The sequence below is a fragment of the Bradyrhizobium sp. LeoA1Lang genome, assembly GCF_055413685.1.
Genome location: NZ_JBVAPG010000002.1, coordinates 73,895 through 95,830, shown reverse-complemented (window position 1 = coordinate 95,830; position 21,936 = coordinate 73,895). Strand labels below are relative to the sequence as shown.

Annotated in this window: 20 protein-coding genes and 2 tRNA genes; 18 read left to right on the top strand and 4 right to left on the bottom strand. The window is 63.5% G+C overall.

Annotation, left to right across the window (positions count from 1 at the left end):
* Positions 1-2: 2 nt before the first annotated feature.
* The 3 genes from ACZYOF_RS01245 to ACZYOF_RS01235 are packed head-to-tail and all read left to right on the top strand — an operon-like array spanning position 3 to position 3,446.
* Positions 3-1,169, top strand: a complete 1,167-nt coding sequence (locus ACZYOF_RS01245; RefSeq protein ID WP_463714511.1) for an ABC transporter permease — start codon at positions 3-5, stop codon at positions 1,167-1,169.
* Positions 1,170-1,214: 45 nt separating this feature from the next.
* Positions 1,215-2,528 carry an adenylate/guanylate cyclase domain-containing protein gene (locus ACZYOF_RS01240; protein ID WP_463714510.1) on the top strand — a complete coding sequence of 438 codons (1,314 nt, stop codon included), beginning with the start codon at positions 1,215-1,217 and terminating at the stop codon, positions 2,526-2,528.
* A gap of 9 nt (positions 2,529-2,537) precedes the next feature.
* Positions 2,538-3,446, top strand: a complete 909-nt coding sequence (locus ACZYOF_RS01235; protein WP_463714509.1) for a PhzF family phenazine biosynthesis protein — start codon at positions 2,538-2,540, stop codon at positions 3,444-3,446.
* A 218-nt stretch (positions 3,447-3,664) separates the two neighbouring features.
* On the opposite strand, the gene ACZYOF_RS01230 is transcribed toward ACZYOF_RS01235, so the two are convergent.
* Positions 3,665-4,120, bottom strand: coding sequence for a DUF488 domain-containing protein (locus tag ACZYOF_RS01230; RefSeq protein WP_463714508.1), 456 nt, complete (start codon positions 4,118-4,120; stop codon positions 3,665-3,667).
* A 12-nt stretch (positions 4,121-4,132) separates the two neighbouring features.
* The gene (locus ACZYOF_RS01225) at positions 4,133-4,948 is read right to left on the bottom strand and encodes a DUF72 domain-containing protein (RefSeq protein ID WP_463714507.1); all 816 of its coding nucleotides are present in this window, start codon (positions 4,946-4,948) and stop codon (positions 4,133-4,135) included.
* A 138-nt stretch (positions 4,949-5,086) separates the two neighbouring features.
* Between ACZYOF_RS01225 and ACZYOF_RS01220 the strand changes: the two genes are divergently transcribed.
* The 13 genes from ACZYOF_RS01220 (at position 5,087) to ACZYOF_RS01160 (ending at position 18,334) form a co-directional block, all read left to right on the top strand.
* Positions 5,087-5,455 (top strand): hypothetical protein, encoded by a 369-nt coding sequence (locus tag ACZYOF_RS01220; RefSeq protein ID WP_463714506.1) that lies wholly within the window; start codon positions 5,087-5,089, stop codon positions 5,453-5,455.
* 681 nt (positions 5,456-6,136) lie between these two features.
* Complete coding sequence (locus tag ACZYOF_RS01215) at positions 6,137-7,270, top strand: glycosyltransferase (protein WP_463714557.1); 1,134 nt, start codon at positions 6,137-6,139, stop codon at positions 7,268-7,270.
* 7 nt (positions 7,271-7,277) lie between these two features.
* A complete protein-coding gene (locus ACZYOF_RS01210; RefSeq protein ID WP_463714505.1) occupies positions 7,278-8,780 on the top strand; it encodes a glycosyltransferase family 39 protein in 1,503 nt (500 codons plus the stop codon).
* A gap of 244 nt (positions 8,781-9,024) precedes the next feature.
* Positions 9,025-9,720 (top strand): DUF899 family protein, encoded by a 696-nt coding sequence (locus ACZYOF_RS01205; RefSeq protein ID WP_463714504.1) that lies wholly within the window; start codon positions 9,025-9,027, stop codon positions 9,718-9,720.
* 487 nt (positions 9,721-10,207) lie between these two features.
* Positions 10,208-10,519: a hypothetical protein gene (locus tag ACZYOF_RS01200; protein WP_282527241.1), complete on the top strand. Its 312-nt coding sequence runs from the start codon at positions 10,208-10,210 to the stop codon at positions 10,517-10,519.
* A 550-nt stretch (positions 10,520-11,069) separates the two neighbouring features.
* Positions 11,070-12,227 (top strand): DUF2778 domain-containing protein, encoded by a 1,158-nt coding sequence (locus ACZYOF_RS01195; protein ID WP_463714503.1) that lies wholly within the window; start codon positions 11,070-11,072, stop codon positions 12,225-12,227.
* A gap of 188 nt (positions 12,228-12,415) precedes the next feature.
* Positions 12,416-13,108, top strand: a complete 693-nt coding sequence (gene lepB, locus ACZYOF_RS01190) for a signal peptidase I (RefSeq protein ID WP_463714502.1) — start codon at positions 12,416-12,418, stop codon at positions 13,106-13,108.
* 200 nt (positions 13,109-13,308) lie between these two features.
* Positions 13,309-13,380: transfer RNA gene (locus ACZYOF_RS01185), tRNA-Leu, on the top strand.
* 5 nt (positions 13,381-13,385) lie between these two features.
* Positions 13,386-13,451, top strand: a tRNA-Asn gene (locus ACZYOF_RS01180).
* Between the two features lie 340 nt (positions 13,452-13,791).
* On the top strand, positions 13,792-14,943 hold the full coding sequence (locus ACZYOF_RS01175; RefSeq protein ID WP_463714501.1) for a slipin family protein: 1,152 nt from the start codon (positions 13,792-13,794) through the stop codon (positions 14,941-14,943).
* A gap of 485 nt (positions 14,944-15,428) precedes the next feature.
* Entirely contained in the window at positions 15,429-17,153 is a 1,725-nt protein-coding gene (locus tag ACZYOF_RS01170) for a PQQ-dependent dehydrogenase, methanol/ethanol family (protein ID WP_463714500.1), read from the top strand.
* A gap of 24 nt (positions 17,154-17,177) precedes the next feature.
* The gene (locus ACZYOF_RS01165; protein WP_463714499.1) at positions 17,178-17,561 is read left to right on the top strand and encodes a c-type cytochrome; all 384 of its coding nucleotides are present in this window, start codon (positions 17,178-17,180) and stop codon (positions 17,559-17,561) included.
* A gap of 8 nt (positions 17,562-17,569) precedes the next feature.
* A complete protein-coding gene (locus ACZYOF_RS01160; RefSeq protein WP_463714498.1) occupies positions 17,570-18,334 on the top strand; it encodes a substrate-binding periplasmic protein in 765 nt (254 codons plus the stop codon).
* 217 nt (positions 18,335-18,551) lie between these two features.
* Here the strand turns inward: ACZYOF_RS01160 and groL are convergent, their stop codons facing one another.
* Positions 18,552-20,192 (bottom strand): chaperonin GroEL, encoded by a 1,641-nt coding sequence (gene groL, locus ACZYOF_RS01155; protein ID WP_130581724.1) that lies wholly within the window; start codon positions 20,190-20,192, stop codon positions 18,552-18,554.
* A gap of 41 nt (positions 20,193-20,233) precedes the next feature.
* Positions 20,234-20,548 carry a co-chaperone GroES gene (locus ACZYOF_RS01150; protein ID WP_130581725.1) on the bottom strand — a complete coding sequence of 105 codons (315 nt, stop codon included), beginning with the start codon at positions 20,546-20,548 and terminating at the stop codon, positions 20,234-20,236.
* Positions 20,549-20,935: 387 nt separating this feature from the next.
* Between ACZYOF_RS01150 and ACZYOF_RS01145 the strand changes: the two genes are divergently transcribed.
* Together ACZYOF_RS01145 and ACZYOF_RS01140 are read left to right on the top strand one after the other, a co-directional pair.
* Positions 20,936-21,226, top strand: a complete 291-nt coding sequence (locus tag ACZYOF_RS01145) for an usg protein (RefSeq protein WP_282527235.1) — start codon at positions 20,936-20,938, stop codon at positions 21,224-21,226.
* A gap of 114 nt (positions 21,227-21,340) precedes the next feature.
* Positions 21,341-21,874 carry a cupin domain-containing protein gene (locus ACZYOF_RS01140; protein WP_463714497.1) on the top strand — a complete coding sequence of 178 codons (534 nt, stop codon included), beginning with the start codon at positions 21,341-21,343 and terminating at the stop codon, positions 21,872-21,874.
* Positions 21,875-21,936: the final 62 nt, after the last annotated feature.

The window sequence follows — 21,936 nt, the reverse complement described above, 5'->3', positions numbered from 1 at the left end:
CAATGAGTGCGATCGACGCAGTCCATCCTATGGTCGAGGCAAGGGAGCCGGCCTTCGGCTTCTGGCGGCGCAGCTATGCGATGCTGGTGAAGGAATTCATCCAGCTTCGCCGCGACCGCGTCTCCTTCGCCATGATCGTGATGATCCCGGTGATGCAGCTTCTGCTGTTCGGCTACGCCATCAACACCACGCCGCGCCATCTGCCGACGGCGGTGCTGATCCAGGAGGACAGCGATCTCGGGCGTTCGATCCTCAAGGCGATGGAGAACACCGCCTATTTCCGCTTCACCCGCGAGGTGCACGATGTCGCCGAGTTCGACGACCTCCTGAAATCCGGCAAGGTGCTGTTCGGCGTCGAGATCCCGCGCGGCTTCGAGCGCGCGGTGCGGCGCGGCGACAAGCCGGCGCTGCTGGTCGCGGCCGACGCGACCGATCCGATCGCGTCAAGCGCGGCGCTCGGCGCTCTCGGCGCCCTGGTGCAGACCGCGCTGGAGCACGATCTGCACGTCGGCGATCCCCCGGACATGCCGTTCGAGATCAGGACGCACGCCCGCTACAACCCGGCCGCCGAGTCGCGGCTCAACATCGTGCCCGGCCTGGTCGGTACCATCCTGACCATGACCATGCTGATTTTCACCGCGCTGTCGGTGACGCGCGAGATCGAGCGCGGCACGATGGAGAGCCTGTTGTCGATGCCGATCAAGCCAGTGGAGGTGATGTTCGGCAAGATCATTCCATATGTCATCGTCGGTTTCGTGCAGGCCTCGCTGATCGTCGGCATCGGCGTGCTGCTGTTCGGCGTGCCGATCCTCGGCAGCGTGCTCCTGCTGGCCGCGTTGACCACGCTGTTCATCACCACCAATCTGTCGATCGGCTATACGTTCTCCACCATCGTGCAGAACCAGTTGCAGGCGATGCAGCTCTCGATGATGTTCTTTCTGCCGAGCATCCTGCTCTCCGGCTTCATGTTTCCGTTCGCGGGCATGCCGCTATGGGCACAATATCTCGGCGAGGGCCTGCCGCTGACCCATTACGTCCGCATCGTCCGCGCCATCATGCTGAAGGGCGCCGGCCTCGCCAACCTGCAATACGACACGATTGCACTCATTGTACTGATGCTGGTGGCGATGACGATCGCCGTGACACGCTTCCGTCGCACGCTCGATTGAGGCTATATTCAGTCCGATCAATCGGCGTCATTCCAGGGCAAGGGCATGGCCGGATTCTGGGGCAGGAAGAAAGACGGGCAGGCTTCGGCGGTATCCGCCGATTTCCACCAGGCGCTGATGCACGAGGTGATGACGACTGAACTGCTCCGGATCAAGGCGCTGATCGGGACAGCGGTGCTGCTTGCCCTCATCGGGTTGGGCATCGACTTCCTTGCGCCCGAGGCCGTAAGCCGCGTCTGGCACGGCAATCTCAGGGTATCATTTATCTTTTACATCACCTTGCCGTTTATCCTGTTCGAATTGTGGGTGCATGGCGCGATCACCCGACATATGCGGAACGGTCGCGACCTGCCCGTGGTGCGGCGCTACATCGGCGCGCTGATCGAGACCTCGTTACCGACGGTCGCGCTGGCGTTGCATATCCAGAGCATGGGATCGGTCGCTGCGCTCGGATTCGCGGCACCGTTCCTCTATTTCATCTTCATCATCCTCTCGACGTTGCGGCTGGATTTTTGGCTCTCGACCTTCACCGGGTTCGTTGCCGCGGCACAGCTATTCTATCTGGCGATGTTCTTTCATCCGAACGGCGGCACCGATCCGGAGCCGAACCTTTATTATCATGCGGCGCGCAGCTTCATCGTGCTGATCTGCGGCATGCTTGCGGGCGCGGTCGGCGTCCAGTTGCGGCGGCAGTTTGCGGCCAGCATCGCGGCTGCCACCGCGCGCGACCGCATCACCGATCTGTTCGGCCAGCACGTCTCGCCGCAGGTTGTCGAGCGGCTGATGACGGAGGGCGCGTCGACCGACAGCGATATCCGCCGCGTCGCTGTGATGTTCGTCGATTTCCGCAGTTTCACCGCGGGCGCGCGGACGCGCTCGCCGCAGGAGGTGGTCGACCGGCTCGACGGCGCCTTTGCCGTGCTGGTCGATATCCTCGACCGCCATGGCGGCATCGTGAACAAGTTTCTGGGCGACGGCTTCCTCGCGCTGTTCGGCGCGCCGCTTGAAGCCGACGACGCCGCGCATCAGGCGGTGGCTGCGGCGCGCGAGATGCTGATCGCCAATGAGCACACCAACAAGACCACGAGCTGGCCGCTGCGCATCGGCATCGCCATCCATATCGGCGAGGTCGTCGCCGGCAGTATCGGCTCACCCAGGCGCAAGGAATATACGGTGATCGGCGACACCGTGAATTTTGCGGCGCGGCTGGAGGCGCTCAACAAGGAGCTGAACTCGCAGTTCCTGATCTCGTCCGAAGTACGCGAGGCGCTCGGCGAGGCGGCGCACGATGCCGTGCCGCGCGGTGAGGTGCCGATCCGCGGTTACGAGAAGCCGGTTGCGGTGTGGCAACTGGGATAGGAGGATTTCATGCAGCGTCGCTACATCACCGTTGATGTCTTCACCGACCGCGCGTTCGGCGGCAATCCGCTCGCCGTGGTGCTCGATGCGGGCGGGCTCTCGACCGCGCAGATGCAGGCGATCGCGACCGAGTTCAACTATTCCGAGACGACCTTCGTGCTGCCGCCGCAGGACAGTGCGAACGATGCGCAGGTTCGCATCTTCACCGTGGGCTCGGAAATCCCCTTCGCCGGTCATCCCAATGTCGGCACCGCCTTCGTGCTGGCGACGCTCGCGCAAAAGCCGCCGCAACGGCTGAGATTTGAGGAGAAGGCGGGGCTCGTGCCGGTCGAGATCCTGACCGGGCAGGGCAGGGTCACGGGCGCCGAGCTCACCGCGCCGCAGCCGCTGCAGCGGCTGTCGCGCGTCGGCACCGAACAGGCCGCGGCCTGCCTGTCGCTGTCGGCGGGTGACGTCAAGACGGACCGGCATGCGCCGCAGATCGTTTCGGTCGGCTTGCCGTTCCTGATGGTCGAGCTCGCCTCGCGCGACGCGCTGAAACGGGCACGGCCCGATGCCGCGGCCTTCGCGCGGACGTTCCCGTGTGACGGTTCGGATGCGGTCTATTTCTACACCCGCGACGTGCCCGCAGCCGAGCAGCCGCTCGACCTGCAGGCGCGCATGTTCCATCCGGGCTCGAGTGCCCTCTCGGAGGATCCCGCGACCGGCAGCGCCACGGCGGCCGCCGCCGCATTCCTTGCCGATCTCGACGAGGTGCGCGACGGCGAATTGAGGCTGCGTATCGGCCAGGGCGTCGACATGGGCCGGCCGAGCCTCCTGCTCACCCGCGTCCGCAAACAGGGTGGCACTGTCGCGTCCGTGCATGTCGGCGGCGGCTGCGTGAAGATGATGGAGGGGAGATTGTGGCTGGAGGGGTAATCCACGCTCCCCTGTCATTCCGGGATGCGCCGAAGGCGCAGGCCCGGAATCCATTTATCCACCTGCACCCGTGGCTCGATGGATTCCGGGCTCGCGCTACGCGCGCCCCGGAATGACAGGAAGTCTTGTAGCCCGGGTGGAGCGAAGCGCAACCCGGGGCCGCTCGCGATGCGGATGCAGATACCCGGGTTACGCTTCGCTCCACCCGGGCTACGGACCTATACCTGCGGCGCGACCAGATTCTCCACCTTCACGCCGTCGCGGTCCTCGATGATCTCGGCAATCATCTGGCGGTGGCAATGCGTGTGGTCGCGCTCATAGCACATGAGGCACACCGGTCCCGCCTTCTTCACCAGCGAGGACAATTCGTCGAGCTGTTCTTTCGCCTGCGACGTTTTCAGGTGCTTTCCATAGATCCCGCGGAGCAGGTCGTACTGGCCGCTGCGCGCGGCGAGCCGCCCCTCCTTCGGGGTGCCGAGCGCCGCGAGATGGACATAGGCGATGCCGCGCTCGTCGAGCCCTGCCGCAAGCTGATTCTTGGAAAAGCCTGGCCGGCGGGATGACGTCACGGCACGGACATCGACCAGAAGCTTCACGCCGGCCTGCTCGAGCTCATCGAGCACCGCCTTGGGCGGTGTCTGCTCGTAGCCGATCGTGAAGAGTTTCCTGGCCATCCGGCGTCCCGATCACTTCACGCGCTCGATCAACTCCATCGCGCCGGCCGGCGCGCGCACCTTGCCCTCGTGGATCACATAGGCGAACACGTCGCGCGGCATCTTCTTCGGTTTTGTCTTCTCGACATGCGGCAGGTCGTCCGGATCGCCGCCGCCGGCCCATTCCTCGAACCGCTTGGCCCAGGCGTCAAGCTGCTTCGGCGGATAGCAGGTCTTGATCTCGTCATTGCCCTTCTGCAGCCGCGCGTAGACGAAATCGCTGGCGACATCGGCGATCGCCGGATATTTGCCGTGCTCGGCGAACACGACCGGCGTCTCGAACTCGCGGATCAGCGCGACGAAGTCGGGCACGCAGAAACTGTCGTGCCTGACCTCGACCACATGGCGCAGCGCGCGGCCGTCGAGCTTGCGCGGCAAGAGCTCGAGGAACTTGCCGAAATCCGCGCCGTCGAATTTCTTGGTCGGTGCGAATTGCCAGAGCACCGGCCCGAGCCGGTCGTTAAGTTCCAGCACCCCGGAATCATAGAACCGCTTGATGGAATCGCCGGCCTCGGCCAGCACGCGGCGGTTGGTCGCAAAGCGCGGGCCCTTCACGGAGAACACGAATCCGTCGGGGACTTCGCTGGCCCATTTGCGGAAACTCTCCGGCTTCTGCGAGCCGTAATAGGTGCCGTTGATCTCGATCGAGGTCAGCTTCGATGCGGCATAGGACAGCTCCTTCGATTGCGCGAGCTTGTCCGGATAGAACACGCCGCGCCACGGCTCGAAGGTCCAGCCGCCGATGCCGATATAGATGCTGCCTGCAGTTTTCTTTGGGGCTTTGGCCACGAGAAGAACTCATCGTGAGGAGGGGACCATCCGAGAGTAGTCAAATAAATCGTGATTGGCCAGTTGGCCGGCGTCAGGCTTTCCACGCTTATCGATCCAGGCCGTCCGCGCTAGGATACCCCAAAAAGGAGAACAACAATGCGCATGATGATCGCGGTCCTTCTGGTTCTGATACCCTCCGCCGCGATCGCCGATGACGATCTCGATGATGCGCACAAGCTCGCCGTGATCGGCCGCGACGCCTACTGGAATTGCCTCGCCCGCGAATATCCCCGCGACAGCAACAAGACCATGTCGGATCAGGAATTCGCTTCCCTGATGGCGAGCGCGTGTCCCTCGGAACGGCAGAATTTCCGGGCCTCGCTGATCGGCTTCCTCACCGAGCAATTCCCGAACGAGGACGCGAGCGCGCATCTCGCCACCGCCAACCGCGCCATCGAGCTTGCGCAGAAGGACATCGTCACCGCTTTCGTCCGACGCAAGGCGGCGGCGAACAGCAAGCAATAGGCTACCAGAGCGCCCCGGCCGTCATTGCGAGGAGCGATAGCGACGAAGCAATCCATGCCTCCGCAACTGGCGCGATGGATTGCTTCGCTGCGCTCGCAATGACGGGGAGGGAGCGACCCGCAATCCTATTCCTTGATTGCCGTTTTTCGTGATATCACCGGCCGTTGGCGTGTGATCCGGCCAAAAGTGCGCTTGGCCGAGATCGCGCATCAGTTGCGGGGACAATCGGGTATGACATCGCAATCGGTCGGGGGCCTCTTGGGCGCCATCGTCGCGGTCATCGTGTTGGGGGCGGCGGTCGTGTATGGGCCGATCGGGCAGACGGGCAAGCCCGCCAAACCGCCCGCGGCGCAGCCGCCAGCGGCCACAGCGCAACCGGCACCCGCCGAGCCGGCCCCGAGGGGACCGGTGATTCGGGAGGTGCCGAACTAGCGTGACCACTTTGCCCAGGCCCTTGCGGAAGCCTTGAGCGGTTCCTATCTAACCTCCAACGGCGCCGTCGCAGCCTGAAAGGGCTCTGGCGCTGGGACGACCACGCAATAGCAAGGCAGCGCCGGATGTACGCGCGCCTGTTGTTCGTGGTCGTTGGCATTTTTGGCGTCTCCAGGCCCTTTTTCCCGCATTCTGGCCGGCGTTTAGGGCTTCCCGCGGCTCGGCGGCGCGGATATACGCTTGGCCGCCATGAATGACGTCATCAAACCGGGCCCCGAAATCCCGTCGCAGGCCGTTGGTTTGCCGCTTCTTTCGGTTGTCGTCCCCACCTTCAACGAGCGTGACAACGTCACCGTCCTGTACCGGCGGCTGGAGACGACGCTCGCCGGTATCCCCTGGGAGGTCGTCTTCGTCGACGACAATTCCCCGGACGGAACCTGGGAGGTGGTGCGCGGCCTGGCGCGGCAGGATTCGCGCGTGCGCTGCGTCCGCCGGGTCGGACGGCGCGGGCTCTCGGGCGCCTGCATCGAGGGCATCCTGGCCTCCAGCGCCCCCTATGCCGTGGTGATGGACGCCGACCTGCAGCATGACGAGACGCAACTGCCGAAGATGGTCGATCTGCTGCGGAGCGGGAAGGCCGATCTCGTGGTCGGCAGCCGCTATATCGAGGGCTACCGGGCCGAGGGGTTTGACAAGCAGCGCGCCGGCGCCAGCGCCTTCGCCACCGAGATCGCGCGCCGCCTACTGCGGGTCGATATCGCCGATCCCATGAGCGGCTTCTTCGCGATCCGCCGCGACCGCTTCGAGGAGCTGGCGCCAGATCTCTCGACGCAAGGCTTCAAGATCCTGCTCGACGTCGTCGCCACCGCGCAGGGCAAGCTGCGCGCGGTGGAGATCCCCTATACGTTCGGCTCGCGGCAGCACGGCGAGAGCAAGCTCGATTCCATGGTCGCGCTGGATTTCCTCGGCCTCGTGCTTGCGAAGCTGACGCACGACGTCATCTCGCTCCGCTTCGTGCTGTTCGGGCTGGTCGGCTCGCTCGGCCTGCTCGTGCATCTCGCCGCGCTATATGTTGCGCTCGAAGTATTCGGCGCGCCGTTTCCGGAAGCGCAGGCGACCGGCGCGATTGTCGCGATGACCAGCAACTTCATCCTGAACAATTTCCTGACCTATCGCGACCAGCGGCTGAAGGGCTTTGCGATCCTGCGCGGCCTGTTGCTGTTCTATCTCGTCTGCAGCGTCGGCCTGCTCGCCAATGTCGGCGTCGCCTTCTCGGTCTATGACCAGGAGCCGATCTGGTGGCTTGCGGGCGCGGCCGGCGCGCTGATGGGCGTGGTCTGGAATTACGCGATGTCCGGACTGTTCGTCTGGCGCAAGCGATGATCGGGACATGAATCCGAACGAGGCGAGTCTCGTCCGTACGACCGTCGTGACCGTCGTCGGGCTCGTCCTGCTGCGGCTTCTCGCCGCCGCCGTTACGCCAATCACCTTCGACGAAGCCTATTACTGGATGTGGTCGAAGCATCTGGCCGGCGGCTATTACGATCATCCGCCGATGGTTGCGCTGGTGATCCGCGCCGGCACGCTGATTGCCGGCGATACCGAGCTCGGCGTGCGGCTGGTCTCGATCCTGCTGGCGCTGCCGATGAGCTGGGCCGTCTATCGCTCATCCGAGATCCTGTTCGGCGGCACGCGTGTGGCGGCGAGCGCGGCGATCCTGCTCAACGCCACCTTGCTGGCCGCGGTCGGCACCATGATCGTGACCCCGGATGCGCCGCTTCTGGTCTCCGCAAGTCTGCTGCTGTTTGCGCTCGCCAAGGTGCTGGAGACCGGGCAGGGCGCATGGTGGCTTGCAGTCGGCGCCGCCGCCGGCGCTGCGCTCCTGTCAAAATACACCGCGCTGTTTTTCGGTCCTGCGATCCTGATTTGGCTCGCCGCGGTGCCGAAGCTGCGGCGCTGGTTGTTGTCGCCCTGGCTCTATCTCGGCGGCCTTCTCGCGCTGCTGATGTTCGCGCCGGTCATCCTCTGGAATGCCGACCACCACTGGGTCTCCTTCATCAAGCAGATGGGGCGGGCGCGTATCGAGGATTTCAGGGTGGCCTTCATCGGTGAACTGATCCCGACCCAGATCGCGTTCGCGACGCCGCTCGTCTTCATCCTCGGCGCGATGGGGCTGCATGCGCTGGCGTTCCGCCGCACTGGCGCCTTCGCCTCGCGCCTGCTCGTCAATCTGATGTTCTGGATCATCGTGGTCTATTTCATCTGGCACTCGCTGCATGCGCGTGTCGAGGCCAACTGGTTCGCACCGGTCTATCCGGCCTTCACGGTCGCGGCTGCCGTGGCCGCGACGATGGTGCCGTGGGATGGACGCTGGCAGCGGCTTGCCGATTTCTGCCGCCGCTGGGCGGCGCCGACCGGGATCGTGATGTTCGTGCTGCTGATCGCGCAGGCCAATACCGGCGTGCTCTCGCTCTATCGCCGTGATGCCACCGTGCGCAGCGTCGGCGTCGGCTGGCACGAAACCGCGGCGGAGATCGAAGCGGCGCGCGCGCGTGTCGGCGCGACCTGCGTGCTGGCGCCGGATTACGGCACCACGAGCTGGCTCGCCTTCTATCTGCCGAAAGGCACCTGCGTCGCGCAGCCGACCCAGCGTATCCGCTGGGTCAACATGTCAGAGCCGAGCGCGGCTGAGCTTGCCGGAAAACTGCTCTATGTCCATGAAGCTGGGCTAGAGGATCCGCCGTTCCTGAAGGAGATGTTCTCCCAAGTGGAGAGGATCGCCGAGGTGCAGCGCAAACGCGGCCCGCTCGTGATCGAGACCTACGCGCTCTATCTCCTGGAAGGACCGAAGGGCGACGTCTTCGACCGCTCGCCGCCGCCGGAACTGCAGTAGCGCGCTCTTGCCGCAAACGATGGCGTCATACCCCGCGCATGCGGGGGTATCCAGTACGCAGCGGCGCTTCGGCTCCAGTTGCCGCTGTGGAATACTGGGTCATCCGCCGGGGCCTGTCATCGGGCGGCGCGTACGCGCCGACCCGGTGGCGGGTGACGACGAGCAGAATTTTTTAGCAAGCATGTCGTCTTCGCGCCTCCAGGAACGTCTTCTACGAGATATCGCCAACCAGCGAGGTTCCGTCATGACCAGTTCCATCCTGAAACCCGCCGCCGAGCTTGCCGCCACCAACACCGCGCGCCACCCGAACGAGAGCGCGGAATATCGCCTGGCGCGGCAGGCGCTGCTCATCGAAGAAATCGAGCTGCGCCGCCAGATCGCGCGTGTCGCCGAGCTGCGCCGGGCGTTGCCGCCGGGCGGCGAGGTGACGAAGGCTTACGAGTTCATCGGCGAAGGCGGCCAGGTCGGTTTTCCCGAGCTGTTCGGCGATAAGCAGACGCTCGTGATCTACAGCTACATGTTCGGGCCGCAGCGTGAGAAGCCGTGTCCGATGTGCACCTCGTTCATGGGCACCTGGGAAGCCAAGCTGCCCGATGTCGAGCAGCGCATCGCCTTCGTGTTCGTGGCGCGCTCGCCGATCGAGCGGCTGGTCGCGGCGAAGCAGGCGCGCGGCTGGACGCAGCACAGGATCTTCTCGGATATGTCCGGCGACTACACGCGCGATTACGTCAGCGCGGCCGATGCCGATGCGCCCGGCTACAACGTCTTCACGCGGCGCAACGGCACCATCCGCCATTTCTGGTCGGGCGAGATGGGACCGAAGATGTCCGACCCCGGCCAAGACCCGCGCGGCGCGCCTGATATCGATCCGCTCTGGACCATCCTCGACACCACGCCGGAGGGCCGCGGCACGGACTGGTATCCGAAGTTGAATTATTAGGGCGTGTACTCATAAAGACGTCGATGTCAGCTTCTGATGGCCAAGCGGAGATCTTACGAACAGTTAGTGTATTACCGATCGTGACCCGGAGCTGACCTTGGGACGGCCTAGAAGATTAAGCTGTCCAAAACAATCTTAGAGTGCTATTTTTCGAGTTTGCAAGTGGGGGTCGATATGACTTTTCGGCTGTTTTTGCGGAACCAAACTTGCAGATTTTGTGTCAAGCTGACACGGGTTACGTTCGCGCTCTCGCTTGATGCCATCGTTGGTGGTTTGGTTGTGGCGATTGCAAAAGGGCTCGGGTCCTTCACAGAAAAAGTGATGCGTTCAGAAGCCGTCTTTCAAGATCTTCAAAGGGCCCACAGTGTCCTCGTAGTCGTCGCCATTTTCGTTTTTGGGGCTTTGGGTCTTTGGGATAGCATCCAAAGCTTTCGAAAGTCGACGGTCCCGCCATGCTCACCGCCCCCGCCATGATAACAGCTGCACCATGATTAGAGACTGGCTTTATAGGCTGTCGATTTATTGGGACGAGGCTTGGACTTATTTTCCAGAAGACAATGCGCGCGCGTTAGCGCGCTGGCTGCTCGCTCGGTTCGTTGTCACACTAGCAGTGGTGATTGGTTCCGCTGTTGTTTACATGATCGTGCAAGCTTGGGACCGAAACGATGAAGTTGTTTATCAACTCATCGGCGGCTTGCTGGTGATATATTTCCTGGTGTTCGCAGGATACTTCATATTCGGCATTGGTAAGTTCGCAATCAGGTTGTCTCAGGGCATCTGGAATGGCTTCAGAGACTGACCACGGACCTTTGGTTTCCCCGCAATCCGTAGCTCGCGGGTCGGACCCCGAGCTTCCATGGCCCATGAAGCTCACACCGGTTTGCGTGCTGACCGAGACGACCTTCGGGCCGCGTCACACGCTTGCGGCGATGGACAACGTTGCCGGATAACCTCGACATGCCAATCCGACCTCGGCTTGTGGCCCAACTCGGACCTCTGGTGAGGTCTGCTATCGCGCCGCTAACAGGGGCACAGCGGACCTCATACGCACCCTGATCTGCGGCGCGGGATTCGTGAGTACACGCCTGGCACGCGACCTGGAAGCGAGTGATCTCGGCAAACCGAATCCCGCTTTGGGACAGGGATAAATCATGCCCAATTTCCGCAACAATACGGGGTAATTGGTAAGGAAATTTCCTGCCGTTTCTCACGCCTCAGATCTGCCCGCGTTTAATCCGCATTTAACTAAAAGTCGCCTTAATGACGCTCCGCGCCTCTGCGAGATGCTCCGGCGATTGTCCTGCACTCTCACACGAGGAAGAAGTGGAACTGTTCTGGACGCAAGGCGAATGAGTACGAGTACCGGTGCGTTTGGCTTTGCGGCGCCCTCCCGCAAAAAATCTTCCCGGAAAGTCCTCCCTCACCATTTCATTGGCAGCGCCGCGGTCGCGGCGCTCGTGGTCGGCTGCGCCTGGACCGTCTACACCAATATCTTCGCGGCGAACGTCTATCCCTCGATGGGCAGTGCCGCCTATGAGGCGCCGGTCGTGAAGCGGGAGGCTGCGGTCGCCGCGCGTTCGACGCCGTCCTTCAACGACGTGTTCGCGTCGCTGCCGCCACCGCCGCCGACCTTGTCGAAGCCTGAGCCAAGCTCGGCTTCGATTATGTTTAACGAAAGGTTTGCGGCCGCCGCTCCGGAGGGCGTGGAGTCACGGGCGGCCGAGACCGCACCGCCGGCGGAAGCGCCGAAGATCGCGGAAGCGTCGAAGCCAGCCGCCGCAGCCAAGCTCGCCGAAGCGAAGGCAGGTGCTGCGCCGAAGGGGGTTGAAGCGGCGAAGAAGGAAGCGGCGACCTCGCTGCAAGTCGCGCTCAACACGCCGGCCGCGCCGGTTGACACCAAGCCCGCGGCAAAATCGTCGGGCGTCCGCGACATGGCGGCGCGCGCCAAGGCGGCGGTGATGTCGATCGCCTCAGGCGAGAGGCAGTCGATCGTCGAGAAGCTCTGGGGCAAGCGCGAGTCTTCGGGCTCGCTGCTGTCGTTCGCCTCCGCTGACGCCAACGTCACCGCCAGCATTCCCTCGACGCTGAGCCAGAACCCGATGAACGGCGGCTCGCCACCCTATGACCGCCAGACCGCCGTCTACGACATCGCCACCAAGACCGTGTATCTGCCCGACGGCACCCGGCTCGAGGCGCATTCCGGCCTCGGCTCCAAGATCGACGACGTCCGCTACGCGCATGTCCGCATGCAGGGCGTGACGCCGCCGCACATCTACGAGCTCAAGCCGCGCGAAGCGCTCTTCCACGGCGTGCCCGCGCTGCGCCTGACGCCGATCGGCGGCGAGGACAAGATCTACGGCCGCTCCGGCCTGCTCGCGCACACCTACATGCTCGGGCCCAACGGCGATTCCAACGGGTGCGTCTCCTTCAAGAACTACTACGCGTTCCTGGATGCGTACCGGAATAAGGGCATCCGCCGGCTCGCGGTGCTGGCGAGGGTGCAGTGACGCGGACGCGCGTCAAGCGCGATTCAATGGTATTTCAGGCGCGAACCGTGAATCCATAGCACGTCCCGTGCAAAGCAATTGCGCGGAACTTCGCCCCGTGTATGTTCGAAAACGTACATGTCGGAATGGGGCGGGGCATGACGTTGGTGCAGGAAACGGGCCGAAGAAGTCGGCGGTGGGGTAAGATATTGCTGATCGTCGCGGCAGTCGTGCTCGCGATTCCGATCCTCTCCCCGGTGGTGTTTAGAAGTTTGCTGTTTCAACCCTTCAGCATTCCCGCGCGCTCGATGGCCCCGACGCTGCTGGAAGGCGACTACCTGTTCGTCTCCAAGTTCGCCTACGGCTACACGCATTATTCCTTCCCGTTTTCTCCCCGGCTGTTTTCAGGACGCATCTTCGGATCGGACCCTGCGCGCGGCGACGTGGTTGTCTTCCGTCTGCCGAAGGACGACCGCGTCGACTACATCAAACGTGTCGTGGGTTTGCCGGGGGACCGCATCCAGGTCAGGGACGGGCAGCTCACCATCAACGGCGCGACCGTGGCGCGGGAACGCCTGCCGGATTTCGTCGGCGAAGATCCTTGCGGAAATGACAAGCCGACGACGCGGCGTTGGCGTGAAACGCTGCCGAACGGCGTTAGCTACGAAACGCTCGACTGTATCGACAATGGCTTCTACGACAATACCAGCGTCTACACGGTGCCGGCCGGCCATTTCTTCATGCTCGGCGACAATCGCGATAATTCGACCGACAGCCGCGTGATGTCGGCCGTCGGCTATATCCCGCTCGAAAACATCATCGGTCGCGCCGGGCTGATCTTCTACTCCCGCTCACCCACGGGCATTGTCCGCACCGAGCGCATAGGCTCGCGCGTGCATTGAGCGTCGCCGTATTGCCGTACCTCATTGTGTGGTCGCGGAGCTACAGCGGCTGCAGCATGACGAAAAATCTCGCGCGCGCTCTTGCAACTTGGAGATGTTTCATTTATTAGCGCGCTCCTTCGCTAGGCCGTGGGTTCGGGCTCGTTGAGACCCGACTGGCGCGGGCCGGTTTCCGGTTTCGTGTTCCGCCGAATGAAGACGCAGGATGTGGCTCATGGAGAGCGTCGGGGTAACACCCGAAGGCATCGGTTCGATTCCGATCTCTTGCACCAACAAAGGATAGCTCAGTTTGGTAGAGCAGGTGACTATTACTCATCGGGTCGCGGGTTCGAATCCCGCTCCAGCGCTCCGTTTCAGCCTGAAACGCTGATACCTCTGAAAGGGGACCGGACGCGCGCTTCAGTCGCAGTCCGGCCGCATCGCCCAAAAGGGCTTTTCGTCCGAACTTAGACACTGTGAGAACCGGCTTTGCGCCGCGGTGGATACCGCTTGCGCTGATGCCGGGTGGCTCCGTTCGATCGCTCGACACGCGTCGAGCGCTCGCGCGCGTGCGCCCGTCATCGTGCAAGCTCAAACCCGGCCCGCCGATCTCTCAGGAAGCCGCGTCCGCGTCCTCGACATCCTTTGCAAACGAAACCCGCTCTGTGGCCGCAAGGCCGGAGCGCCAATGATGGAGGCGTGCCATGACCTGGCATTTGCTGACGACGCGGTTGACGGTGAAGGATGGTGAGCGCGCGCTATTGACGCGCAACGGCAGGCTCGAGCGCGTGCTTGAGCCCGGTCGTCATCGCCTGTTCGATCCCTTCAGCCACCTGACAGCGGAGATGTTCAACGTCGTCCGCACCGAATTCCCTGCGGATCGCTACGCGGTGCTGAAGGCTGCGCGGCCTGATCTCGCGGCGGAGCTGTTCGAGGCGGTCGAGACCAAGGCGAACGAGATCGCGATCGTCAGCCTCGACGGGCGTCCCGTGCACCTGATGACGCCCTGGCAGGTGCGCGTCTACTGGAAGGTCGCAACCGCTGTTGACGTCGAGCGCATCGACGTGGCGGTCGATCCTCGCGTCGACGCGCGGCATCTGGCGATGATCGAGCGTCAGCGGATCGGCGTCATCACCGAGGCGGTGGTCGAGAACCACGAGGCTGGCCTGCTCTATGTCGACGGCCGTCTGGTGGAGCGGCTGGCGCCCGGTCGGCACGCCTTCTGGATCGCCGGTCGCAAGATTGAGGTGAAGCGCCTCGATCTGCGTCCCCAGGCGATCGAGATCACCGCGCAGGAGATGCTGACCAAGGATCGCATCGCGCTGCGGGTGACGCTGACGGCGTTTCGCCGGATCGTCGACCCCGAGCGGGTGGTGGCGACGGTGCCTGACGTGGATGCGTGGCTGTACCGCCTGGTGCAGTTCGCGATCCGCGAGGCGGTCGCCGGCCGCACGCTCGACGAGGTGCTGTCGGCGAAGGCGGTGCTCGATGCGGAGCTTCGGGACTATGTCCGCGAGCGTGTCGCGGACTCTGGTGTCGAGGTGACGGAGCTCGGCGTGAAGGACGTGATCCTGCCCGGCGAGATCCGCGAGCTCGTCAACAAGGTGGTGGAGGCGGAGCGGGTCGCGAAGGCGAACCTGATCCGCCGGCAGGAGGAGACCGCGGCGACGCGTTCGCTCCTGAACACCGCCCGCCTGATGGAGGAGAACCCTCTGCTGCTCCGGCTCAAGGAGCTGGAGTCGCTGGAGCGACTGGTGGAGAAGGTCGGCCGCATCGACCTGCATGCGGGCGACGGGCAGGGCCTTGATGCCCTGCTCACCAGGCTGGTTCGCCTGAAGCCCGCGGAGAGTGCGTGAGAGGAAGGGCCGCCCACGGGCGGCCCTTCCTTACGTCGTTGCGCGGAACGGAACGGATAGGTCCGCGCAAGCGGTGAAATGGATTCCGGGTTCGGCGCGGTGCGCCGCCCCGGAATGACGAGAGGAGAGTCTATCCCTCGTCATTCCGGGGCGATGCGAAGCATCGAGCCCGGAATCCATTCATCCGAGAACACAGATCGCAATTTCCGGGCAAAATCGATCCACTCCGAGACGATCGCCTTTCGGGCGGGGGAACACAAAAGGCCGCGCCCAGGGGCCGTGTTGAAGCTTGACAGTTCGAGAGAGCATTCTAGGCTATTTTCTATCCACGGGTGCGCTTCGACATTCTCCGCCAAGAGGGAGAGCTATGCACGCGCCGCGACGACAAATCGGCAATCACGAGAGGGAGGACAAGACCGCTGCGAGAAGCAGGCGGGATGCAATTCCGTTGACATGAAAATGAAAAATCAAAGGGGAGGAATCCAATGGCAATCGGTATCAAGTACCTTACGTGCGGTGCGGCACTCGCGCTGGCCGCTGTGGCTGTTGCGCCACCCGCATTGGCGATCGATCCAGCGCGCCTACAGGCAGCCGAGCAAACGCCCAACGATTGGCTGACCTACCACGGCGGTTACAAGTCGTATCACTACAGCGCGCTCGATCAGATCAACGCTGATAACGTCAAGAATCTTCAGGTCGCTTGGATCCATATGCCGGGACGCTCGACGCGCGGGTTGCAGTCGATGCCGCTCGCGGCTGACGGCGTGCTGTACTACTCGGGCTCCTACAGTCGCGTCTACGCGCTCGATGGCGCGACCGGCAAGCTCATCTGGTCGTATTTCCCCGAGCTCGACGAACAACTGGTGGCGATGCAAACGCACTCGCCGTATAATCGCGGCGTCGCGCTCGGCGATGGCAAGGTCTTCGTCGGCACCGTCGACGGACGTCTCATTGCGCTCGACATGAAGACGGGCAAGCCGGCGTGGGACACGCGCCTGGTCGACTCAAAGAAGCTCACCGTCGGCTTCACGGGCGCGCCGCTGGTGGTGAAGGACACCGTCATCATCGGCAGCCAGGGCGGCGAATGGACCTCGCGCGGGCCACTGTTCGGCGTCGATATCAAGACCGGCCAGAAGAAATGGGAATTCTTCACCGTGGCCGGCACCGAGGACGCCAAGGCGACCTGGGGCAATGAATCCTGGCGCACCGGCGGAGGCGGCGCGTGGATGCCGGGCGGCTACGATCCGGAGACCAACACCATCTGGTGGGGCACGGCGAATCCCGCGCCGCTCTACGACTGGTCCGGCGCGGATTGGCAAAAGAGCGGGCCGCGGCCGGGCACCAACCTCTACACCACCTCGGTCATCGCACTCGACCCCGATACCGGAAAGCTGAAGTTCTATCACCAGGAGCTGCCGCATGACGCGTGGGACTTCGACTCGGCGGTCGGTGAATTCCTGATGATCGACCGTGACGGCCGCAAGCTCGTCGTGCATCCGAACAAGGGCGGCTTCGTCTTCGTCTACGATCGCACTAACGGGAAGCTGCAGAACGTCTGGCGGCTCGCCAAGAACATCAACTTCGTGAAGGATATCGACCCGAAGACCGGCGAACTGATCGGTCGGCGCGATCTGTCGCTCGGCCAGACGAGCTCGCCGCTCTGCCCGGCGATCGCCGGCGGCATCAGTTGGAACGCGGGCTCCTACAACCCGAAGACTGGCCTCTGGTACAAGCTCGGACAGGAATGGTGCATGGACGTGGACGTGGTGAAGACCACGCCAATCACCGAGCCGATGGCGCAGCTCAACATCGGCGCCAACTTCAAGCTGGTCCCGCCGCCGGACGGGCCGGCGCGCGGACACCTCAGTGCCCGCGACCCCGTCACCGGCGACAAGAAATGGGAGGTCACCTTCAGCGAGCCGCCGCTCGCCAGCGTGCTCGCCACCGGTGGCAATCTGGTGTTCGTGCCCGACTCGCGCGGCGTGCTGCACGCCTACAATGCCGAGACCGGGTCGGAATTGTGGTCGCACTATAATGGCGTCGGCCACAATGGCGGCATCATCAGCTACACCGCCGGCGGCAAGCAGTACATCGCAGTGCCGGCCGGATGGGGCGGCATGGTGGCCGATGAATTTCCGGCGCTGTTCGGCGAACCCTACAAGAGCATGCCGAAGGATGCCGGCGCGCTCGTCGTCTTTTCGCTGAAGTAACAATCATAACGGGGAGGCGGTGGGATGCTATTGCGTCCCACCGCTGCAATCCTGATGCGAAGGTCGAAATCAATTTTTCTCGCCACTGGCATTGCGCTGTTGTTGCAGTCCTCGTGGCCGTTGGGCGTCCGCGCGCAGCAAAGCCAGGCTCCCAACCAAGATCAGTCGGCCAAGGAGAGCGACATCGAGGGTGGCACAATGTTCGCAACCTCATGCGGCTTCTGCCACCAGAACGGTGGCCGCGCCGCCGGCAAGGGACCGAAGCTCGCCGGCACGAAACGCGACGACGATTTTCTCGCGGAGCGGATCAGGAAGGGCAAGCCCGGTGCCATGCCGGCCTTCGGCGGCGCCTTTTCGGAGAGCCAGATCATGGCGATCGTGGCGTATATCCGCGCGCTCGAGGAGTGATGCCGGCGATGCGATTTGTCGTTCTCGCAAGCCTGCTGGCCTTGTGCGGCGCCAGCGATGCCACGGCGCGTTCGCTCGAAGCGATCCACCAGCGCGGTGCGCTCACGCTCTGCGCGCACCCCAACGCGCTGCCGTTCGCCAGCAGGCATGGTGACGTTCCGGGGTTCCAGGTCGAAATCGCGAAGGAGCTGGCGAAGCGGCTCGAAGTCTCGCTGGAACAGCACTGGGTGATCAACAGCTTCCAGTACCGCCGCGCCGATTGCGACGTCATCCTCGATGCGATCGCCGACCGCGCGGTGCTGGCAGAGGTGGGACTGCGCATGTCGCGGCCCTATCACCGCAGCGGCGTCGCGCTGGCGGTTGGAGCAAACTCCACCGTGGCGTCGCTGGCCGAGTTGGGATCGGAGCAGCGGGTCGGCGTGCAGGTCGGCTCGATCGTGTCCATGACGCTCGGCAAGCGCGGGATCAAGACGTCGCCATTCGCGTTCGAGGACGACATCATGGACGCGTTGGCCAAAGGCGAGATCGATGCCGCGGCGGTCACGCCTGCTGCAATCGGCTGGTTCAATCACAACCATCCCAATGCGCGCGTCCGCCGCATCCCAGCCTTCGAGGACGAGCCGGACCTGAACTGGAATGTCGCTATCGGGATGCTCAGTCCGGATGAAAAGCTGCGACAGGGCATCGACGCTGCGCTGGAGGCATTGCTGGCCGACGGCACGCTCGCCCGGATCTACGCGCGTTACGATGTCGAGCTGCAGCCGCCGAAGTGAGTTGTGCCGGCAGAACGCTCCGTATTCGCGATCCGGCGCGAGCGGAGAGCTCTGCGCAAGCGGCGAAATGGATTCCGGGCTCGGCGCTGCGCGCCGCCCCGGAATGACACCGGATGGTACGGTTGGCTTATGAGGAAGATCAAGACCGGCAAAAACAAAAACCCCGGCATTGCTGCCGGGGTTTTGCATGTCGTGGATCGCTGGAAGCGAGGACTGCTTAGAAGTCCATGCCGCCCATGCCGCCACCCGGAGGCATTGCGGGGCCGGCGCCGCCCTTCTTCGGCACTTCGGCGACCATCGCCTCGGTGGTGATCAGCAGCGCTGCCACGGAGGCTGCGTTCTGGATCGCGGCGCGCACGACCTTGGTCGGGTCGATGATGCCCTTCTTGACCAGATCGGCGTATTCGCCGGTCTGCGAGTCGAAGCCGTAAGCGTAGGTCTTGTTCTCGAGGATCTTGCCGACGATGACGGAGCCGTCTTCACCCGCGTTGATCGCGATCTGGCGGGCCGGCGCCGACAGCGCCTTGCGCACGATCTCGACGCCGGTCTTCTGGTCGTCGTTCTTGGTGCGGATGCCCTTGAGCTGCTCGGAAGCACGGAGCAGGGCGACGCCGCCGCCCGGAACGATGCCTTCTTCGACGGCCGCGCGGGTCGCGTGCATCGCGTCATCAACGCGATCCTTGCGCTCCTTCACCTCGATCTCGGTCGCGCCGCCGACGCGGATCACCGCGACGCCGCCCGCGAGCTTGGCGAGACGCTCCTGCAGCTTCTCACGGTCGTAGTCCGAGGTGGTCTCCTCGATCTGCGCCTTGATCTGCGCCACGCGCGCCTCGATGTCGGCCTTCTTGCCGGCGCCGTTGACGATCGTGGTGTTCTCCTTGTCGATCATCACCTTCTTGGCGCGACCGAGCATCTGCAGCGTGACGTTCTCGAGCTTGATGCCGAGATCTTCCGAGATCGCCTGACCGCCGGTCAGGATCGCGATGTCCTGCAGCATGGCCTTGCGGCGATCGCCGAAGCCCGGAGCCTTGACGGCTGCGACCTTCAGGCCGCCACGGAGGCGGTTGACGACCAGGGTGGCGAGGGCTTCGCCTTCGACGTCTTCAGCGACGATGACAAGCGGCTTGCCGGTCTGCACCACGGCCTCGAGCAGCGGCAGCAGCTCGTTCAGCGAGGAGAGCTTCTTCTCGTTGATGAGGATGTAGGCGTCGTCCATCTCAACGCGCATCTTGTCGGCGTTGGTGACGAAGTAGGGCGAGATGTAGCCGCGGTCGAACTGCATGCCCTCGACGACGTCGAGCTCGGTCTCCAGCGACTTGGCTTCCTCGACCGTGATCACGCCCTCGTTGCCGACCTTCTTCATGGCGTCGGACAGGAACTTGCCGATCTCGGCGTCGCCGTTGGCGGAGATGGTGCCAACCTGGGCGATCTCGTCGTTGGAGGTGACCTTCTTGGAGTTCTTCTGCAGGTCCGCAACCACAGCCTCGACCGCGAGGTCGATGCCGCGCTTGAGGTCCATCGGGTTCATGCCGGCGGCGACCGACTTGGCGCCTTCCTTGACGATTGCAGCCGCCAGCACGGTGGCGGTGGTGGTGCCGTCGCCGGCCGCATCAGCGGACTTGGAGGCGACTTCGCGCACCATCTGCGCGCCCATGTTCTCGAACTTGTCCTCGAGCTCGATTTCCTTGGCGACGGTGACGCCGTCCTTGGTGATGCGGGGAGCGCCGAACGACTTGTCGAGCACGACGTTGCGGCCCTTCGGGCCGAGGGTGACCTTCACCGCATTGGCGAGGATGTCGACGCCGCGCAGCATCTTGTCGCGCGCTTCGACGGAGAATTTGACTTCTTTAGCTGCCATGTGTGTTTTTCCTTGAGGGATTTATCCTGGGAGGGAGGGCCTTAGGCCGCCTTCTTCTTGGAAGCGGGGACGTCGAGGACGCCCATGATGTCGCTTTCCTTCATGATCAACAGATCTACGCCGTCGATCTTGACCTCGGTGCCGGACCACTTGCCGAACAGCACGCGATCGCCAACCTTGAGGTCGATCGGGATCAGCTTGCCGGCCTCGTCGCGGCCGCCTGGGCCGACGGCGACGACTTCGCCCTGCGAGGGCTTTTCCTTGGCAGTGTCTGGGATGATGATGCCGCCTGCAGTCTTCTCTTCGGCGTCGATGCGCTTGACCACGACGCGGTCGTGAAGCGGACGGAAACTCATGCAGTCCTCCTAAGCTATTCTGGATGCTGTAGAATTCTGGAGCGTTAGCAGTCTACCTTGGCGAGTGCCAAGCTAGCTGCGATGGAAATAGGCCAGACTTTGCGTGGGGGCAAGGGCTTCTAGCAGAAAAATTGGCACTCGAAATTGCCGCCTGCCAGTATCGTTTATCATCATTAACTGGTCTCCGGGCGAGCGGCGAGACCCGTATTAGCACGTGCGCTAAGTTGCTGCTAACGCACGATTTTTCAACAGCCCGTTAAACATTTAGGCTTGTGATGAGTTGGTCGCATGCGTCACATTTCTCTCATGTGAGCGCATCTCCGCCGGGGTGGCTCCGGCAGGAAAGCCATCCCGTGAATGCGCTCCTTCGAAAGCGGAGGTTGGCATATGGTCTCGCGGGTTGGTGGGGTTGTTTCCGACGATTTCCGGAAGCAGATGCTGGGGTACGGGCTGACGACGGCGCAGATCCTCTATCGGATGCCGGACCATCCTTCGCTGCTGCAGACCTACGTCTGGCAGAATTACGATCTCTTCCCGAAATTCCCGGCGCTGCAGGATTTCCTCGCCTTCTGGCAGGAGAAGCTCGAGGGGCCGCTGCACTCGGTGACCGTCGCGCATTCCAAGCTGATCAAGCCGGCGGAGCTGCGCGCCGTCGACGGCGTCTTCCGCCTGCACTGAGGCGCCAAGTGAGGTGCCAAGTGAGGCGCTAAGACCGATTGCCGCCGGGTGGAACAGTGATAACGTCTCCTGGACGCGTCCGCGTCGCGGACGCCTGCAATAGGGAGGCACGCCATGGCCAAACAGAAGGCGGCATCAAGACCCGCAGCCAAGACGGCGGTCCGGAAGAAGTGGATCGGCCACAAGACCGCCGCCAAATCCACCGCCCGCAAAGCGATCAAGTCCAAGGGCCGCGTATCCAAGGCGGCACACAAGGCGCGGCCGAAGCAGCGCATCGCGATCAGCCATCATCGCGAAGAAGACTTCAAGGCCGATGGGCTACGCGCTTACGCGCAATATCGCGATCTCGGAATTGCTGACGCCACGCACGGGCTCGCGCAGGCGCATGTGATCCGGCTGGTCGGGCCGTGCAATCCGGAAGAGGTGTCGAAACTGCATTACCACGACGTCCAATTCCAGATGGTCTATGTGCTCAAGGGCTGGGTGAAGACCTACATGGAAGGGCAGGGCGAGACGTTGATGCAGCAAGGCAGCGCCTGGACCCAGCCGCCAAAGATCAAGCACATGATCCTCGATTATTCTGACGATGTCGAACTGCTCGAGATCATCCTGCCGGCTGAGTTCAAGACGGTGGAGTTGACGACCTAACCACCGCTGTCATTCCGGGGCGCGCGCAGCGCGAACCCGGAATCCATCGGGCCGCAAGCGCA

What these genes read in the sequence shown, in the direction of transcription:
- ACZYOF_RS01245 (WP_463714511.1), top strand. Translation starts at nt 3, where the DNA reads ATGAGTGCGATCGACGCAGTCCATCCTATGGTCGAGGCAAGGGAGCCG.
- ACZYOF_RS01240 (WP_463714510.1), top strand. Translation starts at nt 1,215, where the DNA reads ATGGCCGGATTCTGGGGCAGGAAGAAAGACGGGCAGGCTTCGGCGGTA.
- ACZYOF_RS01235 (WP_463714509.1), top strand. Translation starts at nt 2,538, where the DNA reads ATGCAGCGTCGCTACATCACCGTTGATGTCTTCACCGACCGCGCGTTC.
- ACZYOF_RS01230 (WP_463714508.1), bottom strand. Translation starts at nt 4,120, where the DNA reads ATGGCCAGGAAACTCTTCACGATCGGCTACGAGCAGACACCGCCCAAG.
- ACZYOF_RS01220 (WP_463714506.1), top strand. Translation starts at nt 5,087, where the DNA reads ATGCGCATGATGATCGCGGTCCTTCTGGTTCTGATACCCTCCGCCGCG.
- ACZYOF_RS01215 (WP_463714557.1), top strand. Translation starts at nt 6,137, where the DNA reads ATGAATGACGTCATCAAACCGGGCCCCGAAATCCCGTCGCAGGCCGTT.
- ACZYOF_RS01210 (WP_463714505.1), top strand. Translation starts at nt 7,278, where the DNA reads ATGAATCCGAACGAGGCGAGTCTCGTCCGTACGACCGTCGTGACCGTC.
- ACZYOF_RS01205 (WP_463714504.1), top strand. Translation starts at nt 9,025, where the DNA reads ATGACCAGTTCCATCCTGAAACCCGCCGCCGAGCTTGCCGCCACCAAC.
- ACZYOF_RS01200 (WP_282527241.1), top strand. Translation starts at nt 10,208, where the DNA reads ATGATTAGAGACTGGCTTTATAGGCTGTCGATTTATTGGGACGAGGCT.
- ACZYOF_RS01195 (WP_463714503.1), top strand. Translation starts at nt 11,070, where the DNA reads ATGAGTACGAGTACCGGTGCGTTTGGCTTTGCGGCGCCCTCCCGCAAA.
- ACZYOF_RS01175 (WP_463714501.1), top strand. Translation starts at nt 13,792, where the DNA reads ATGACCTGGCATTTGCTGACGACGCGGTTGACGGTGAAGGATGGTGAG.
- ACZYOF_RS01170 (WP_463714500.1), top strand. Translation starts at nt 15,429, where the DNA reads ATGGCAATCGGTATCAAGTACCTTACGTGCGGTGCGGCACTCGCGCTG.
- ACZYOF_RS01165 (WP_463714499.1), top strand. Translation starts at nt 17,178, where the DNA reads ATGCTATTGCGTCCCACCGCTGCAATCCTGATGCGAAGGTCGAAATCA.
- ACZYOF_RS01160 (WP_463714498.1), top strand. Translation starts at nt 17,570, where the DNA reads ATGCGATTTGTCGTTCTCGCAAGCCTGCTGGCCTTGTGCGGCGCCAGC.
- groL (WP_130581724.1), bottom strand. Translation starts at nt 20,192, where the DNA reads ATGGCAGCTAAAGAAGTCAAATTCTCCGTCGAAGCGCGCGACAAGATG.
- ACZYOF_RS01150 (WP_130581725.1), bottom strand. Translation starts at nt 20,548, where the DNA reads ATGAGTTTCCGTCCGCTTCACGACCGCGTCGTGGTCAAGCGCATCGAC.
- ACZYOF_RS01145 (WP_282527235.1), top strand. Translation starts at nt 20,936, where the DNA reads ATGGTCTCGCGGGTTGGTGGGGTTGTTTCCGACGATTTCCGGAAGCAG.
- ACZYOF_RS01140 (WP_463714497.1), top strand. Translation starts at nt 21,341, where the DNA reads ATGGCCAAACAGAAGGCGGCATCAAGACCCGCAGCCAAGACGGCGGTC.